Below are 18,498 nucleotides of genomic sequence, written 5' to 3'. Positions count from 1 at the left end.
GAATGCCGCGCGGGCGGACGGATAGGAACGGAAAAAGGGCCCCGAGCCACGCGGCGGGCAATGTCAGAAAAGCCATGCCGGCGGCGTCAGACCGGCTGTGCGTGCTCGACCATTAATTGCACGCGCGTGACGCCGTTGTATTCATTGGCATCCAGCCGGTACGCCACCATCGCTCGATCTGGCAGGCTGTCGGCGTGGCCGAACCAGATCGCGTCGTAGCGGCGGCCATCCTTTTCCAGCATCAGCTTCAGGTGTTTTTCCTTCAGGACACGCTGGTTCAGCACGCGAAACTCGTCACAGAATACCGGCGGCGCGAATCCCTGGCCCCATACCTGGCCGTCGAGCAATTCGATGAACTGCGTGGAGAAATAAGCTTCTTCCAGCGGGCCGTCGGTTTCGATCACGCGTTCGAGCTGGTTTTGCGTGAGCCAGTCGCGGCCCACCGCTTCGAAGGCGGCGGCGAAGGCGTCGAACGCTTCGGCGCGGATGGTCAGGCCGGCCGCCATCGCATGGCCGCCAAACTTCGTGATGACGCTCGGGGCGTGCTTGGATACCAGGTCCAATGCATCGCGCAGATGGAAGCCGGCAATCGAGCGGCCGGAACCCTTGATCAGACCCTCGCCGCCGGGAGCGAAGGTGATGGTGGGGCGGTAGAACTTGTCTTTCAGACGCGATGCGACGATGCCGATCACGCCCTGATGCCACGACGGGTCGAACACGCTGATGGTGGTCTTATCCTGCGGATTGAAGGTGTCGAGCAGCAGCAGCGCCGTATCCTGCATTTCCGCTTCGATGTCGCGCCGCTCGCGGTTGATCGCGTCGAGCTGCTGCGCGATGGCCCAGGCGCGGCCTTCGTCGTCGGTGGTCAGGCATTCGATGCCAAGCGACATGTCGGCCAGCCGGCCCGCCGCATTCAGGCGCGGACCAAGTGCAAAGCCGAGGTCGAACGGCGTGGCGCGCCTTGCTTCCCGGCTTGCGGCGCGAAAGAGTGCGGCAACACCGGGCTGCATGCGCCCGGCACGCATGCGCTTGATGCCCTGGGCGACCAGGATCCGGTTATTGGCATCGAGCTTGACGACATCCGCGACGGTGCCGAGGGCGACCAGATCGAGCAGGGTATCGAGCTTGGGTTGCGTCTGCGCATCGAAGATGCCACGCTTGCGCATTTCAGCGCGCAGTGCCAGCAGCACGTAAAACATCACGCCCACGCCGGCCAGGTTCTTGCTGGGAAAGCCGCACGATGGCTGGTTCGGGTTGACGATGACGCGCGCGTTGGGCAGCGCATCGCCCGGCAGATGGTGGTCGGTGATGACAACCTCGATGCCGCGATGATTGGCTTCGGCCACGCCATCGATGCTGGCAATGCCATTGTCGACGGTGACGATGATGTCGGGAGATTTCTCCCTGACGGTCAGTTCGACGATCTCGGGCGTCAGGCCGTAGCCGTATTCAAAGCGGTTCGGTACGATGAAGTCGACCTGCGCGCCCAGCATATGCAATCCGCGCAATGCCACGGCGCAGGCGGTGGCGCCGTCGCAGTCGTAGTCGGCGACGATGACGAGTTTTTTTCGCGCCGCGATTGCGTCCGCCAGAAACGCGGCCGCCGCGTCGACATGCAACAGTCCCGTCGGGGTAATCAGCGCGCCCAGTTCGCTGGAAAGTTCGCGCACATCGGTCAATCCGCGGGCCGCGTACAGGCGGGCCAGTACCGGATGCACGCCTTGCTGGCGCAACAATTCGGCGGTGCGGAAGGAAAAGGGGCGGGTGGTAATACGAGTCATGAACAGAGCGGCGCCAGGGAGGGTTTTACCCAGAATTTTCGCAGGGAAAGGCGGCTGACGGCAAACTGCGACAGGCCAGAGTCATGCGTTGCAATTAACGAAAGATGGTCGATTGCGCCGCTGCGAAGCGCCTCCAGCAGTGGCGCAAACCAGTGCTCCTCAAGCGCGTGCATGCCGTCCAGCCAAAGCGACCAGTCGTTCGATAGCGCCGGCTCCAGCAGGGTGTCAAGCACTACCAGGCCTCGTTGCGGCTTGGCTGCAATGACTTCCTGCGCCGTAGCCGATGTTGTGCGCGCCGGGGCGACAGTGCCGAACGATTTGATCCAGTCGGAAAGATTAAATGTGTTGGTGTAATGGCTTGTCAGCAAGGCATCTGCTGATGCGCCTCCCCACAGCCACAGCGAATTGACTGGTTTCAAGCCACGCGCTTCTCGTGCTTCATTGATGGCGTGGTTGAACCAGTGCATTTGCACTTCGTTTTGCACCTTGCGCCAGTCGCGTTCGGTCGGGCCGCGCGGCATCCAGATATCGATATTGTGGCCGCTGGCAGCATCCGGCGTCGAGGTATGCAAGGCGCACCAGTCATCGGCGCGGACAAACCAGATGCCGGCATCGCCGTAAAGCAACGTCTTGCCGTAGTCGTCGAACAATGGCGCGGCGATATCGAACAATGCGCGCGCTTCCTGTTCGGGCAGCATTAATTTCCGCGTATCGGTAAGCACCAAGTGGTCTCGCGCAATATGGATGTGGACTGGCTGCACCACAAACCAGTGGCCTGTGTCAGGCTCATTCCCCAGCGAGCGCATCAAGGCCGGGGCAATCGGCGGGCTGCTGTTTCTTTCCGGCGCATCTTTTCCCCGGAAAGCCTGCTCGAGCCAGCGCTCGTGCGGCAAGGCGCGATGGAATCCCTCCGCGGTTTCCTCCTGCGGCAGGACGTGCTCGACTCTTGAGCGGGCAACGAGGCTGGCAAGCGCAGGCGTACGCAGGGCCTTGCAAAGATCGGCGGCGAGTTCCGCCGGGGGGAGGGCGAAAGGAAGCAGGATATCGAGATGACTCATGCCGCGCATTGTAGGGCATACCCCGCAAGGCTACCAAACGCATTTACTTGGGCCAACAGCAGTGCTGCTGACTGGAACCGCCTTCCTGCGCGCCATGCAGGAAAGCGGCCGCCGGTGCTATACCAAGCCCAGAATCCGGCCGATTTCCGCGATATACGGGCTGTCCCTCAACACTTCGCTTTCCACGCGCGCAGTCATGTCCTGGAACGTGTTGTGGACGGTATGCAGCCTCTCGCGTACGTCGCCTTCCTGATTGTCGGGCGAGGCCAGCATGTGCTTGAGTGTGGCGATTTCTTCTTTCATTGTCTGTACCTGGGGCGCATCGGCCGGCGCGTTCGCCAGTTCCTGCTCCAGCGCGGCGACCAGATGGCGTACGCGCTCGAGACTGAACCCGGATGGCGATGGCATGGCGGACGGCGGTATCGCGTTGCGGTTGTCGGAAGAAGTCATGGTGGCGGTTCTCTCTGTGTTGGGCCGGGTATCGACGTAATTAAGTTGATTTTACACAGGTGAGCAATTGGGGCAACGCCTATATTAAGTTGGAGCTTTCCGGCGCATCAGGCGATGCGCCGGAACCCACCTTCGTTCATGAGACCGGAGCCATCCCATTGAATGCCCGCATCCTCATCGTTTGTTCAGAAGCTGTTCCCCTCGTTAAAACCGGCGGCCTCGCCGACGTTATCACCTCACTGGCCCGCACCCTGCGACGGCGCGGCATCGATGCAACGGTAATGATGCCGGGCTACCCGGCCGCGCTGGAACAGGCGAGGAACCTGGAGGAAGCTGGCCTTCTTGCCGACTTGCCCGGTGGTCCGGGCCGCTTGTTACATGGCATGATGCCAGATCAGGACATACCCGTACTGCTGCTGCGTACCGCCGGCTTCGAGCGACGCATCAGCAACCCCTATGTGGACGAGCGAGGTGAAGAGTTCCCCGACAATGCGTCATGCTTTGGCGCGCTGGCGCATGCCGCCGTGGCGGTTTGCCGTGGCCAGACATCGCTTGCTCCTCCGCATGTCGTGCATGCGAATGACTGGCATGCCGGCCTGATTCCGGCGCTGCTGCGGCTGCACCGGGTCGCGGACGTCGGTACGTTGTTTACGATTCACAATCTCGCATTTCAAGGGAATTTTCCGGTTGACTGCGCCGCCGGCCTTGGCATCCCCCAGCAGATGCTCGGCCCGGACGGGATGGAGTTCTGGGGCAAGCTGAGCTTTCTGAAGGCCGGCATCCGCTACGCCGACCGCATCTCGACAGTCAGCGATACCTATGCGGCGGAAATCCTGACGCCGCGCTTCGGGCATGGCATGGACGGGCTGCTCAACGAGCGCAGGAACGCGCTTCTTGCCATACGCAACGGTGTCGATACCGAGGCGTGGAATCCGGCCGGTGACGCCCTCATTGCGCGGTCGTTCACCCTGTCCGACTTGCGCGGAAAGAGCAGCTGCAAACGCGAATTGCAGACATTGTTCGAGTTGCCGCCCGACCCGTTCGCCCCGATTCTTGCGATGGGCAGCCGGATCACGCACCAAAAGATGGCCGATGTCGCGCTGGCATCGCTGCCGGCAGTGTTGCAGCGTTATCCCCGCGCGCAATTGATTGTCCTCGGGCGCGGCGACCGCACCTACGAGCAGGACTTCGTCCGGCTGGCGCAGGACTTTCCGGAGCGGGCTGCGGTCCATATCGGCTACGACGAGATGCGCGCGCATGCACTTCATGCCGGCGCCGACATGCTGCTGCACGGCAGCCGTTTCGAGCCGTTCGGCCTGACGCCGCTGTATTCGATGCATTACGGAACCATCCCGATCGCTTCCCGCGTAGGCGGCATCGTCGATACGGTTGTCGACGCCGGGCTGTCGGGCCTGCCTCCGCAAGATGCGAGCGGCATCCTGTTTGACGGTGAAGCCGCCGACGGCATGACGGCGGCGGTCAGCCGCGCCTTCGCGCTCTATGAAAATCCAGCCGAATGGCATCCGATGCAATGCAATGCAATGTCGGCCGATTTTTCCTGGTCCCAGCCGGCAGAGAAATATATCGCCGCCTACCGCGACATCGCGGCGCACGCCGTCAAGGAATTGTTCGTGGCGCAGCCCGAAGCGCCGGAAACGGACCTCCCGGAATACAAGACTGCATGAGGCGTGCCGCCATAAAAATATTACGGAGATCCTTCACGCATGTTTTTTGAAATCCCGGACCGCCTGCGCCCCGGGCGCCCGTATCCGCTGGGTGCCACCTTCGACGGGCAGGGGGTCAACTTCGCCGTGTTTTCCGCCAATGCAGAAAAAGTCGAGTTGTGCATCTTCGATGCGGCAGGGCGGCATGAAGTCGCGCGGCTGCCGTTGCCCGACTGTACGGACGAGGTATGGAACGGCTATCTGCCGGAGGCCGGGCCGGGGCTGCTGTACGGGTTCCGGGCTTATGGGCCATACGATCCGCAGCGCGGGCATCGCTTCAATCCTTACAAGCTCCTGCTCGATCCGTATGCGCGGCTGTTGTCGGGGCCGCTGCGCTGGTCCGATGCGCTGTTCGGCTACCGGCTCGGCTCGCCGCGCGCAGACCTCAGCTTCGACCGGCGCGACAGTGCGCCGGCGGTGCCGCGGTCGGTAGTCGTGGAAGACGTGTTCAACTGGGGCGACGACCGCCGCCCCATCGTGCCGTGGTCGAAGACCGTCATCTACGAAGTCCACGTGCGCGGCATTTCGATCCTGCGCGACGACTTGCGCGCGGACGTGCGCGGCACCTTTGCGGCACTGGCCAATCCGCGCTTCATCGATCACCTGCACCGGCTGGGCGTGACCACGATCGAACTCATGCCGGTCAACGCCTACATGCAGGATCGCTTTCTTCTGGAAAAGGGCTTGCGCAATTACTGGGGCTACAGCCCGCTGTCCTTCTTTGCGCCGGAGCCGGCCTACCTGTCGCAGGGCGGGCTGAATGACATGCGCCTGGCAGTACGGCGGCTACATGCGGCCGGTATCGAAGTCATCCTCGACGTGGTTTACAACCATACCAGCAGCGGCAACGAACTGGGGCCCACCATCTGCTTTCGGGGCCTGGACAATGCCAGTTACTTCCGTCTGGTGCCCGGCAACGAGCGTTACTACATCAATGAAACCGGATGCGGCAATACCCTCAACATATCGCATCCGCGGGTGCTGCAGATGGTGATGGATTCGCTGCGTTACTGGGCGGAGTCATTCCATATCGACGGCTTTCGCTTCGACCTCGGCGCCACGCTGGGGCGCGAAGGCACCGGTTTCGACCCGGGTTCGGGCTTTTTCGATGCCATCCTGCAAGACCCGTTACTGTCGCGGCTGAAACTGATTTCAGAGCCGTGGGACATCGGGCCCGGCGGCTACCAGCTCGGCAATCATCCGCCCAGGTTCGCGGAGTGGAACGACAAGTTTCGCGACGGCGTGCGGCGCTTCTGGCGCGGCGATGCCGGCCTGCGCGCCGATTTCGCGGCGCGCCTATCCGGCTCGGCCGACTTGTTCAGCCGGCGCCACCGCAAGCCGTGGGCATCGATCAACTATGTCGCCTCGCATGACGGCTTCACCTTGCAGGATGTCGTCAGTTATTCGCAAAAGCACAACGAGGCAAATGGGGAAAACAACAACGACGGCCATTCCGAGAATTACAGCGCGAACTGGGGCACGGAAGGCCCCACCGACGATGCCGCAATCCTGGCGCAGCGCGAGCGTGTACGGCGCGCCATGCTCGCGACGGTAATGCTGGCGCAAGGCACGCCGATGCTGCTGGCCGGAGACGAGTTCGGCCGCACGCAGCGCGGAAACAATAACGCGTATTGCCAGGACAATGACATTTCATGGGTCGACTGGACGTTGGCGCAAACGCCCGCCGGCAGCTCGCTGGTTAATTATGTCGCCCGGCTGGGAATCATGCGGCATTACTTTTCCGCTTTGCAATCAGACCGGTTTCACTATGGCGCGGAGCTGGAGCCCGGCGTGCGGGACATTGCCTGGTTCGACGAGCGCGCTGAAGAACTGGGACCGGATGCATGGCAAAACCCGGATGCCCGCGCATTGGCGGTCCAGCGTGCGGGTGTCGACGACAAAGGACGCACCGGTATCGTTCTGTTGTTCATCAATGCCTGGCATGAACCGATCACGTTCAGCTTTCCGGCGCCACAACGGCGCTGGTATCTGCTCACAGACAGCGCCGAGGAAGACAGCCGGGCGCGGGAAATGAGGCAAGACACGGTTGACGTGCAGGGCTACAGCGTGATGGTGTTTGCGAATCGCGTGCCGAAGGAGTTGCGGCTGGCGGATATGGGGGAGTGAACCGAGCAGTCGCGCGTATCTACAGCATGGTATTGCATCACGGTTTAACAATTATCAAGATTCTCTAAATATTGGGATGGCATGATCGTTCGACTCTAATCATTACCTAATTGAAACAGGCAATGGCGATAAAGTGTTCTCATATCCTGATATGCCGTACCGATAATATCGGAGACGTCGTCTTGACTCTGCCGATATGTACATGGCTTAAGAAAAAATTTCCACAAGTCAAAATTAGCATTATGTGCCGGGCGTATGCAGCCGCCATAGTGCGACGCAGCACAGCAGTGGATGCGGTGATTGAATTAGAAAGTGTTTCACACGATCTTGTCACCTTTTTCGCATGCTCGGATATCGATACTGTAATCTTTGCTCAGCCAGACCAGCAATTAGCCGTCGCTGCATTCAAGGCAGGAATACCTAACCGAATCGGGAATGCCAGGCAGAAAGTGCATCAGTTACTTTTTTGTAATCGACGTGTGCGTTTCTCAAAAAGAATCTCCGATTTGCATGAATCCCAGTTCAATTTCGAGTTCTTGCGTCCGCTTGGCCTTAAGACCATTCCCGAACTTTCTGAAATTGCTGCGCTATATCGTTTCAGTAGTTGTGATGACGAGCAAATCAGGCGGCTGTTACGGCCGCATCCCTTCAATCTGATTATCCATATGAAGTCCAACGGACACGGCCGCGAGTGGCCGATGGAAAATTTTTTCGCGCTTGCACAACAGTTAAGGAGCAATCCCAGTATCCACATTTGGGTGACTGGCAGTGCTGAGGAAGGCCAATGGATTGAACGTAATGCATCGGAGTTGTTGCGCTTGCCAAATGTAAGTAATGTATGTGGCAAGTTCACGCTCGATCAGCTGGCGACCTTTATTCAAATGGCAGACGGACTGATCGCGAGCGGCACCGGACCTTTGCATATGGCGGCTGCGCTTGGGCAGCGTACGCTTGGTCTGTTTCCGCCGACACGACCAATGCATCCGGGGCGTTGGGCACCGGTCGGTCGGCATGCGCAGGCGTTATACATGCCGACCAGCTGTCTCGGGTGCGCGGATAAACAGACAATTAGCTGCGACTGCATGAAAAACATTGCGCCTGATGTTGTCGCAGAGATCGTTTTGCAGTGGAGACGGGAGCAGCAGGAGGGAAATTGCGCGACGAACGAATCGATGTATACGCGCCCTGCTAAAGACAGCCAACCTGCTTTATTTACTCGGGCTGCAAACGCTTGATTTCTTCTTTGCGCTTGATGATGCATGTCATAAATACCGCTACGCTCATAGAGTAAAAGCTGCCGGTGACATTCCAGAAAAACATCAAGTCAACCAAACCATAAAAGAAGAAGCTTATGCATAACAACAAACCCAAGTAGGCCGCAGTTTTAACTTGCCGGTCCTGATGACTTCGGTCGCGGGCAAAGTAGTAGGCGGGTACAAAATAGATGGACAGTATGGAAAATAGTCCCCCTATCCCGTAGGTTGCCATGTTGAACAGCACTTCGTTATGCGAATGAACCAACTCCGACGCTGCGGGTGTGACGATCTTTCTCGACGCCAGTCCAGTCATTTCCTTCTTGAAATTTTCCCTGCCGACCCCAAACAAGGGATGTTCCTTGAAGAGGATCCATGCCCCTTGCCACATCTGGATTCGTGCACCTAAGGATGTATCACGATTTCCCTGGCGGTATTGGTCAATATCCCCCTCGAAAGCGGAAAATCGGTTGTGCACGATACTACTGGAGGTAAATGTGCTTGCGATCAGAAGCAGCGATGCGCCGGCAAGAATTGATTTATAGCGCGGCAGAAAATTCGCAAAAAAGCCGAGCGCCAAGGTGACAATCGCTGGAATGGCAATCCAGCTGCCGCGAGTTTGCGTCAGGATCGTGACATAGAGTGCGACACAGAAAGCCAGTATTTTTAATAAGATGAGCAGCTTTTCGTGTCGTTCATTCCAACCTATCGATATCAGGGCCATAGCTCCCAATAGCAGTGTCATGTTGGAGAACGCAATGATGGGAATGAAACCAATGTTGCCAGGACGTTCTGTTCCGCCCCGCGTCACAACATATGCATCGATCGCGGCAATTAGTGTCCCGCCAATAAAGCTCCATTGCATATGCTTTATTTGACGAAAAGCCAGTGCCAAGATAATCCAGAAAACTGGAGCAAAGATCCCTAGTCGTAAAGTACGATCGAACGGGGCGTCCGAAAATTCGCCGCGTGAAAGCTGATTCAGCAAAACAGCGAGAAACCACGAGGCCATCGCAAGATGTAAGGGCCAGTAGTCCTTCAAGAACCGTGAAAATTCATAGCCTGCCGGGCGAATACCAATCAGTACGGCAATAATGCTGTTTAGCAACAGTAAGAGCAGGCAAGCGTTTGCTGCGTTGTGAAGCACAATTGCTAGGACCGGAAAGGCAATGATCGTAGCAGTTGTCACCCATTTAACGAGATACAAACGGCATCTCCAAATTGTGAACATTCATGATGGTATGGCTAAAACTGAGATAGTGCCAAAACTATAAACAGGTGACTACAACCCGATTAGGTTTATATCAATAGTTGCTCAAAATAACTGTTGCTGTACATGCCAAGTTTCTTTTTGTTATTTTCAACAGGTTGCCTTGGCACTTTTTGGCCCGATTCTGTCAATGGGACTAGTTGGTGCGCTTATCAAGAGCCACCCTTCCGATAAGCCGTCGCTCCTGGCTTAGCTGCAAATCACGCCTGCAATATGCAAAACCCGCTCGCGCCAAGTCTCACGACATGGGCATCGACCTCCGCATGCTGGCCGAATACGATGTCGGCTGCACCGAAACCCGGCACCTTTTTCGGCACAGTGTCCATGTTGAACAGGCACACGATCCGGCTGCCCTCGTGGGTACGGGAAAACGCGAGTACGCCTTCCGGCGCGTCGAGCAATTCGATGTTTCCTTTGTGTAATTCAGGGCGGGCATTGCGCAGGGCGATCATTTCGCGCGCAAAGCGCAGGGTCGAGTGCGCATCGCTTTCCTGGTGCTCCACGTTCATGTCGACATGAATCGGATCGACCGGCAGCCACGGTTCGGCCTTGCTGAATCCGCCATGCAGCGCGTTATTCCATGGCATCGGCGTGCGGCAGCCATCGCGGCCCTTGAATTTCGGCCAGAACGAAATGCCGAACGGGTCTTGCAGGCGCTCGAATGGGACATCCGACTGCGGCAAGCCCAGTTCTTCGCCCTGGTACAGGCAAATGTCGCCGCGCATGGCGAACAGCAGCGCCAAGTGCTCGCGGGCGGTGGCGTCACGGTCGCGCCCATGCTGCCAGCGACTGGCCACGCGCGGCTTGTCGTGATTGCTCATCGCATAGCAGGCGGCGCTTGGCCCCTGGATGTGTTCTTCCAGCGTCGCGATCACGTTGCGCACATACGGGGCGCTGTAATCCGGGCGCATCAGCGCAAAGCTGTAGGCCGAATGCAGCCGTCCGGGCCGGGTGTACTGCCCCATCAGCGTCAGGGGATCGGTGCCGCCCACTTCCGCCAGGCTGAAGGCGCCATAGGCATCGAGCAGCGTGCGAATCTTTTCCAGGAAGGGAAGCATTTCCGGCCGCCCCTGGTCGTACACATGCACCTGGTAGCCATAAGGATGCAGCGCATCGCCGGGATTGTCGCGCGGCGGATTATTGCGCAGCATCTCATCCTGAAAAATATGATTGCAGGCATCGAAGCGGAAACCGGATACGCCCATGTCAAGCCAGAAATCCATTTCCGCCAGCACCGCGTTTTGCACATCCGCGTTGTGCATGTTGAGGTCGGGCTGGCTGGAGAGGAAGGAGTGGAAATAGTACTGGCGCCGCTCCGCATCCCAGCGCCATGCCGGGCCGCCGAATACCGATACCCAGTTGTTGGGAGGGCTGCCATCCGGCCTCGGATCGGCCCACAGGTACCAGTCCGACTTGTTGTTCTGGCGGGCGCGGCTCTGCCTGAACCACGCGTGTTCTTCCGACGTATGCGAAATCACCATGTCGACGATGATGCCGAGCCCGAGCGCCTTGGCGCGCTTCATCAGGCTCTTGAAGTCATCCATGGTGCCGAAGATCGGATCGACTGCACGATAGTCGGACACGTCATAGCCGAAGTCCTTCATCGGCGACTTGAAAAAAGGGCTGATCCAGATCGCGTCGACGCCGAGGCTTTTGATATACGCAAGTTTTTGCTCGATACCGGCCAGGTCGCCGATGCCATCGTTATTCGAGTCGTAAAAGCTGCGCGGATATACCTGATAAATAATCATCAACTGTCTCACCAATCATATGCGGCGCCGGCTGTGCGTCGTTGCGGACGGCGCTCGGCCAACACGGCGTTATCCATTTGCTCGTCGCGCTCACTGGCAGGGCCGCGATGCGGGGACGAGATCAACAATATCTGTTGCCTATTGGAATTGCGCAATGTCGTAGAGGTAAGAACAGGCCAATTTGTTCCGCTCACGCAACTACTTAAGGCGCGTATGCGGCCCGGTTTGGCGAGGCTGACAATGTTTGTGACACAAGCTTGCGACATCTGAATGTCTTTTTGCGAACAAACCGCAGGCTCGGCTGCTCTATTGAAAATGATTGCAGGCGTGGCGGCTGCGTAGACCAATAAAACATTCACGACATGGCTAAATCGAAACCTTTCCTTCCCCGGATTTACTACCTGGACCCGGAACTTGCCGGTCCTGCATCGGAACTGGAAGGGCAGCTTGAGCGATGCGCGGCGATGGGATTCGATCATGTGATGGTGGCGTCGCCGGCGTCGGATGAGGCGGCCGCAACCCTGGCGCGCACGTGTGCGCAAAAGCGGTTGCGGCTGCTGCTCGACCTGGACCTGGGCAGCATTGGTGCCGATGCGACGCTGCTGGAGCGCCATGGGGACTGGTTCGTTGGCGCCGGCGCAGATGACGAGTTGCCAGACCCGCGCCGCGCGCCGCGCCGCATTGCAACGCGCGCGGTACGCTACGAGCGGCAGGATGTGCTCGATCAGGTTGCCGGCTATTGGCGCGAGCGGTTGCAGCCGTTGATTGCGGCAGGCGTTGCGGGATTTCGGTGCATTAATATCGCGCAACAGCCGCCGGCGCTGTGGAAAGGCCTGATCGAGGCTGTCCGGCGAATGCAGGATGCGGCGTGCTTTCTCGCCTGGACGCCGGGCTGCACGCCGGCGCAGATCGATGCACTGGCCGGCTGCGGCTTCGATGCCACCTTTTCTTCGGGTGCGTGGTGGGACTTCCGCTCGCGCTGGCTGGCCGATGAGCAGTTCCGGCTGGCACGCGTGGCCCCACCGATCGCCTTTCCCGACAGCCCCGACGGACCGGTGATCGCTCGCCTCACCGGCAACGAAGACGTGGCGGTGCGGCGGCAGATCTACCTGCGGGCACTGGGACTGGCGGGCGCCGCCGGCAACGGCCTGCTGGTGCCGATGGGTTTCGAATACGGCGCATCGGGCCTTGCGGCCGGCCTGTACGGCACGCGGCCGGACTGGAACGCGGTGCGTCGGGATGCCCCGTTCGACTTGAGCGGCGACATTGCGCAGGCCAATGCATTCATCGCCTCGCTGGGCGCCGCCTTTTACGGGCGCGCGCCGCGCCTCCTGAGCGGCGCCGACGCCGGCGCGGCCATCCTGTTGCGCGAGGCGTCGCGCAACACGGCGCCGGGCGGCTCTGACAAGGCATTACTCATCATCACCAATGCCGACGCGATGCGTTCCTGCATGGTTAATGAAAGCCAGCTGCTGGAGCGCGCCGATGGCTTCATCCGCTACGAGCAGCTCTGGCCGAAGGATGCGGGCCACGTGGAGGAACAAGCGCAGGACATGCCGCTCGAACTTCCCGCCGGCGGCTTTCGGATGTTCATTGCGCAGCGGCTGGCGCCCATCCTGTGTCCTCCCGTTCCCGGGGAGGCGGCGGCCGCCGCGGCGAAGTGCCCGCGCATCGCGATCGAAGCAGTCGCGCCGACGGCGGATGGCGGCAAATTCCCGGTCAAGCGCATCGTCGGCGAATCGGTCAGCATCGAAGCCGACGTATTCATCGACGGGCACGACAAGCTGGCCGTCATTGCCCTGTGGCGCGCGGCGGACGAAGCCGACTGGCATGAAATACGGATGCATGCGACGGGCAATGACCGCTGGGCGGCATCCCTGCCGCTCACGCGCATCGGGCGCTACCTGTTTGCCGTGGAAGCCTGGCGCGACGTGTTTTCGACTTACCGCGACGAGCTGGAAAAGAAGACCACCGCCGGCCTGAACGTGACGGTCGAACTGGAGGAAGGGCGGCTGCTGGTGGAAGCGGCGGCCCGGCATGCGCAGGACAAGGGCCTGGTCGAGGTGGCGCAGGCGCTGGCGGCGATGGCCAGCTCGCTGCAGGCCGCGGCCCCGACGGGAAACAGCCGCGCCGGACCGGAGGGCGCCAGGGACGCCGAGCGGGTCGCGGTGCTGCTGTCGGAGCCGATGGCCGAGGCGATGCGGCTGGCCGATGCGCGCCCGTTCGCGGTGCGCAGCGAGACGATGCGCATCGACGCCGAGCGCACCGCGGCGCGCTATTCCAGCTGGTATGAGCTGTTTCCACGATCGCAAAGCGGCGATCCGGCGCGCCACGGCACGTTCGCCGACGTGGAAAAGCGCCTGCCCGCGATCCAGGCGATGGGTTTCGATACGCTGTACTTCCCGCCGATCCATCCGATCGGCAGAAAGCACCGGAAAGGCCGCAACAACAGCCTGAGCGCCGCGCCGGACGATCCCGGCAGCCCGTACGCGATCGGGTCCGACGAGGGCGGACACGATGCGCTGCATCCGCAGCTGGGCACGCTGGACGACTTCCGCCATTTGCGCGACGAGGCTGCCCGGCACGGGCTGGAGCTGGCACTCGATTTCGCGATCCAGTGCTCGCCCGACCATCCCTGGCTAAAGGCACATCCGGAATGGTTCGCCTGGCGCCCCGACGGCACCATCCGCTATGCGGAAAACCCGCCGAAGAAATACCAGGACATCGTCAACGTCGACTTCTACGCCGACGGCGCCATTCCCGGCCTGTGGATCGCGCTGCGCGACGCGGTGCAGTTCTGGGCGCAGGAGGGCGTGCGCGTGTTCCGTGTCGACAATCCGCACACCAAGACGCTGCCGTTCTGGGAGTGGATGATCGCCGATATCCGCGGCCGCTACCCCGACACGATCTTTCTGTCGGAAGCCTTCACCCGCCCGAAGATGATGTACCGGCTGGCCAAGATCGGCTTCTCGCAGTCCTACACTTACTTCACCTGGCGCCACGGCAAGCAGGAATTCATCGATTACGTGACCGAGCTGACGACCACGCCGGTGCGCGAATACTTCCGCCCGCACTTCTTCGTCAACACGCCGGACATCAACCCGTATTTCCTGCAGCGTTCCGGCCGCCCGGGCTTTCTGATCCGCGCCGCGCTGGCCACCACGCTGTCGGGGCTGTGGGGCATGTACAGCGGCTTCGAGCTGTGCGAGGGAACGCCGATTCCCGGCAAGGAAGAGTATCTCGATTCGGAAAAATACGAGATCCGCGCCTGGGACTGGAACCGGCCGGGCAACATCATCGGCGAGATCACGCAGTTGAACCGCATCCGCGCCGAGAATCCGGCGCTGCAGACGCACCTGAACATCCGCTTCCTGCATGCGTCCGACGACAACATCCTGTTCTTCATCAAGGCCACGCCGCCGGCCGACAGCTGCCAGCACAAAGGTAGCTATTCCGGCGACAACGTGGTGCTGGTCGCGATCAACCTCGATCCGTTCGCCGCGCACGACACGATGCTGGAATTGCCCTTGTGGGAGTTCGGCATGGCCGACGACGGCACCCTCGACGTCGACGACCTGGTCAACGGCACGCATTTGGCCTGGCATGGGAAGCACCAGCAACTGAGGCTCGATCCGTTTATTTGCCCGTACGCGATCTGGCGGATAAGGCACAAGTAGGCAAAAGCAGGCAACCAAGTGAGCATCGACATGGATATGGACACCGACCGCCGCAAGGCAACCAGACGCAACTCCGTTTCTTCGCCCGCAATACAAAGCATGCCATTCACTGACGACCCGCTCTGGTACAAGGACGCCATCATCTATCAGGTGCACGTCAAATCGTTTTTCGATGCCAACAATGACGGCATCGGCGATTTTGCCGGGCTCATCGACAAGCTCGACTACATCGCGGACCTTGGCGTCAATACCATCTGGCTGCTGCCGTTCTATCCCTCGCCGCGGCGCGACGACGGCTACGACATCTCCGAGTACACGGGCGTGCATCCGGACTACGGCACCATGGACGATGCGCGCGAATTCATCGCCGAGGCGCATGCGCGCGGGCTGCGCGTGATCACCGAGCTGGTGGTCAACCATACCTCTGACCAGCATCCGTGGTTCCAGCGCGCGCGCCAGGCGCCGCCGGGCTCCAGCGAGCGCAACTTCTACGTGTGGTCCGACAACGACCAGGCCTACAGCGGCACGCGCATCATCTTCTGCGACACCGAGAAGTCGAACTGGACCTGGGACCCGGTGGCGAACGCGTTTTTCTGGCATCGCTTCTACTCGCACCAGCCCGACCTGAACTTCGACAACCCGGAAGTGCTGGATGCCGTGCTCGGCATCATGGGCTACTGGCTGGACATGGGCGTGGACGGTCTGCGGCTGGACGCGGTGCCTTACCTGGTCGAACGCGAAGGCACCAGCAACGAAAACCTGCCGGAGACGCATGCGATCCTCAAGCGCATCCGCGCCGAAGTCGACCGCAAGTATCCGGGACGGATGCTGCTGGCCGAAGCCAACATGTGGCCGGAAGACGTGCGTCCGTACTTCGACGAGGAATGCCACATGGCGTTCCACTTTCCGCTCATGCCGCGCATGTACATGGCGCTGGCGCAGGAAGATCGCTTTCCGATCGCCGACATCCTGCGCCAGACCCCGGAAATCCCGGACCACTGCCAGTGGGCGATCTTCCTGCGCAACCACGACGAGCTGACGCTGGAAATGGTGACCGACAAGGAGCGCGATTACCTCTGGAATTTCTACGCGTCCGAAAAACGCGCCCGCATCAACCTCGGCATCCGCCGGCGCCTGGCGCCGCTGCTGGAACGCGACCGCCGCCGCACCGAGCTGCTCACCAGCTTCCTGCTGTCGATGCCGGGCACGCCGGTCATCTATTACGGCGACGAGATCGGCATGGGCGACAACATCCACCTGGGCGACCGTGACGGCGTGCGCACGCCGATGCAATGGACGCCGGATCGCAACGGTGGCTTTTCGCGCGCCGATCCGGCCAAGCTGGTGCTGCCGGCCATCATGGACCCGGTGTACGGCTACGAGGCGGTCAATGTGGAGGCGCAGCTGGTCGACCCGTATTCGCAGCTGAACTGGATGCGCCGCATGCTTACGGTGCGCAAGCAGCATTGCTCGTTCGGGCGCGGCACGCTTACCGTCCTGTCGCCGAACAACCGGCGCATCCTCGCTTACCTGCGCGAATACCGCGCCGACGAGGAGGTGGTGGAAACCATCCTGTGCGTGGCCAATGTCTCGCGTTCGGCGCAGGCCGTCGAGCTCGACCTGTCCAGCTATGCGGGGCGCATTCCGCTGGAAATGCTGGGAGGCTCGGCCTTTCCCCCGATCGGCAAGCTGCCTTACCTGCTGACGCTGCCGCCTTACGGCTTCTACTGGTTTTTGCTGGCGACGGAGGCGCGCATGCCGGCCTGGCATTCGCCCGCGCCCGAGCCGCTGCCGGAGCTGGCCACGCTGGTGCTGCGCAACAGCGTCACGGAACTGCTGGAAGCGCCGCGCCGCGCCATCCTCGAAAACGAGGCGCTGCCGGCCTACCTGCCGAAGCGCCGCTGGTATGCGGCCAAGCAGGAAAAGCTGCAGTCGGCCCGTATCGCGATGGCGACCATGCTGCCGGCGTCGCAGGTGCGCCCGCACATCGTGCCGTCGATGCTGGCCGAGATCGAGACCTCCACGGCTGGCGGCAGCGACCGCTATCTGCTGCCGCTTGGCTATATCCGCGAAGACGATATCGTCACCGCGTTGCCGAACCAGCTGGCGCTGGCACGGATACGGCGCGGCCGGCATGTCGGCCTGCTTACCGACGCCTTCGTGCTCGATTCGTTTGCCTACGTGATCGTGGAGCTGATGCGGAGCGGCGCGACGCTGCCGGCGGAAGATGGCGAGATCCGCTTCATTCCGACCGACGCGCTGCAGGAAGTCGACATCAGCCAGGAACCGGACGTACAGCGGATGGCGGGCGAGCAGTCCAACAGCTCGCTCGTGCTGCAGGATGCGATCGTGCTGAAGGTGATCCGCCGCCTGTTGCCAGGCGTGCATCCAGAAGCCGAGATGGGCCGCTACCTGACCGCGCTTGGCTACGCCAACGCGCCGAAGATGCTGGGCGAGGCCACGCGCGTGGGCCAGGACGGCACGCGCCACACCATGATCCTGCTGCAGCAGTTCATCCACAACCAGGGCGACGCCTGGCAATGGGTGCTCGACACCCTGTCGCGCTGGATCCAGCAGGCTGCCGTGTCCGAGCCGATTGCCGCGGCTGAAGCCGACAGCGACATCCCGTCGCCGGAGGACGAACTGCTGCAGCTGTCGACCATGCTGGGCAAGCGCCTCGGCGAGATGCACGCGGCGCTCGCCACCCCGACCGGCGATCCCGCCTTTGCGCCCGAAGCCGCCGGCGCGGCCGATGTCGCGGAATGGGCGGAGGGCGCAAAGCGCCAGCTGGAAGCCGCCTTCGGCACGCTCCGCGGGCGCAGTGAATGGAGCAGCGACGCCGAGGCGCAACGGGTGGCGCGGCTCCTGGGTCGGCACGACCGCCTGCTGACACAGATCGACCGCCTCGCGCAGGCTGGACTGGGAACCCTGCGTACTCGCGTCCACGGTGACTTCCATCTCGGCCAGGTGCTGGTGGCCCATCGCGACGTCTATATCGTCGATTTCGAGGGCGAGCCGGCCAAACCGCTGGAGCAGCGGCGCGGCAAGGCGAGCCCGCTGCGCGACGTGGCGGGCCTGCTGCGTTCCTTCGATTACGCCGCGGCGTTCGCCGGCAAGGCCGGGCCGGCCGATCTGGACGAAGCGGCGGAGCTGCGCAAGCAGCAGATCATCCGCAACTTCGCGCCGTCCTGCCAGGCGGCGTTCCTCGACGCCTACCGCGAGGCGGCCTATACCGGGCCGTTCAAGATGCCGCCGGAAGCCGAGCGCGCGCTGCTGCAGCTGTTCATGCTGGAAAAGGCCGGCTATGAAATCTGCTACGAGGCGGCGAACCGGCCGACATGGATACCGGTGCCGATGAACGGGCTGGCCAAGATCGCCGACGAGTTGCTGTGAAAGGGGAAGGGCGC

General features: G+C 61.3%; 10 protein-coding genes. 5 read left to right on the top strand and 5 right to left on the bottom strand.

What is annotated here, in order from left to right; genetic code table 11:
• Positions 1-86: 86 nt before the first annotated feature.
• From recJ to TSA66_RS08615, 3 genes are all read right to left on the bottom strand, one after another.
• Positions 87-1,781 carry a single-stranded-DNA-specific exonuclease RecJ gene (gene recJ / locus TSA66_RS08625; protein WP_040039695.1) on the bottom strand — a complete coding sequence of 565 codons (1,695 nt, stop codon included), beginning with the start codon at positions 1,779-1,781 and terminating at the stop codon, positions 87-89.
• Positions 1,778-2,839, bottom strand: coding sequence for a hypothetical protein (locus TSA66_RS08620; protein ID WP_040042345.1), 1,062 nt, complete (start codon positions 2,837-2,839; stop codon positions 1,778-1,780). Before TSA66_RS08620 ends, recJ begins: the two co-directional genes overlap by 4 nt.
• Before the next feature lie 117 nt (positions 2,840-2,956).
• Entirely contained in the window at positions 2,957-3,289 is a 333-nt protein-coding gene (locus tag TSA66_RS08615; protein WP_052452184.1) for a hypothetical protein, read from the bottom strand.
• Positions 3,290-3,447: 158 nt separating this feature from the next.
• On the opposite strand from TSA66_RS08615, the gene glgA reads away from it, so the two are divergent.
• The 3 genes from glgA to TSA66_RS08600 all read left to right on the top strand — a co-directional run bounded on the left by glgA (position 3,448) and on the right by TSA66_RS08600 (position 8,375).
• Positions 3,448-4,974: a glycogen synthase GlgA gene (gene glgA / locus TSA66_RS08610; RefSeq protein WP_040042343.1), complete on the top strand. Its 1,527-nt coding sequence runs from the start codon at positions 3,448-3,450 to the stop codon at positions 4,972-4,974.
• Between the two features lie 39 nt (positions 4,975-5,013).
• The gene (gene glgX / locus TSA66_RS08605) at positions 5,014-7,140 is read left to right on the top strand and encodes a glycogen debranching protein GlgX (RefSeq protein ID WP_040039694.1); all 2,127 of its coding nucleotides are present in this window, start codon (positions 5,014-5,016) and stop codon (positions 7,138-7,140) included.
• A 182-nt stretch (positions 7,141-7,322) separates the two neighbouring features.
• Positions 7,323-8,375 (top strand): glycosyltransferase family 9 protein, encoded by a 1,053-nt coding sequence (locus tag TSA66_RS08600; protein ID WP_332309937.1) that lies wholly within the window; start codon positions 7,323-7,325, stop codon positions 8,373-8,375.
• Here TSA66_RS08600 and TSA66_RS08595 read toward each other — a convergent pair.
• Both TSA66_RS08595 and TSA66_RS08590 read right to left on the bottom strand, forming a co-directional pair.
• Positions 8,353-9,600, bottom strand: a complete 1,248-nt coding sequence (locus TSA66_RS08595; protein ID WP_052452183.1) for an O-antigen ligase family protein — start codon at positions 9,598-9,600, stop codon at positions 8,353-8,355. The two genes, TSA66_RS08600 and TSA66_RS08595, sit on opposite strands and share 23 nt — an antisense overlap.
• 263 nt (positions 9,601-9,863) lie before the next feature.
• Positions 9,864-11,414, bottom strand: coding sequence for an alpha-glucosidase (locus TSA66_RS08590; RefSeq protein WP_052452182.1), 1,551 nt, complete (start codon positions 11,412-11,414; stop codon positions 9,864-9,866).
• A gap of 362 nt (positions 11,415-11,776) precedes the next feature.
• On the opposite strand from TSA66_RS08590, the gene TSA66_RS08585 reads away from it, so the two are divergent.
• On the top strand, positions 11,777-15,091 hold the full coding sequence (locus TSA66_RS08585; RefSeq protein WP_040039693.1) for an alpha-1,4-glucan--maltose-1-phosphate maltosyltransferase: 3,315 nt from the start codon (positions 11,777-11,779) through the stop codon (positions 15,089-15,091).
• A gap of 99 nt (positions 15,092-15,190) precedes the next feature.
• Positions 15,191-18,484, top strand: a complete 3,294-nt coding sequence (treS, locus tag TSA66_RS08580; RefSeq protein ID WP_052452632.1) for a maltose alpha-D-glucosyltransferase — start codon at positions 15,191-15,193, stop codon at positions 18,482-18,484.
• Positions 18,485-18,498 lie beyond the last annotated feature (14 nt).

It is taken from the genome of Noviherbaspirillum autotrophicum (assembly GCF_000818395.1).
Taxonomy (GTDB): domain Bacteria; phylum Pseudomonadota; class Gammaproteobacteria; order Burkholderiales; family Burkholderiaceae_D; genus Noviherbaspirillum; species Noviherbaspirillum autotrophicum.
Note: the sequence above shows the minus strand (reverse complement) of the source record. Positions and strands in the feature narration are given on the sequence as shown.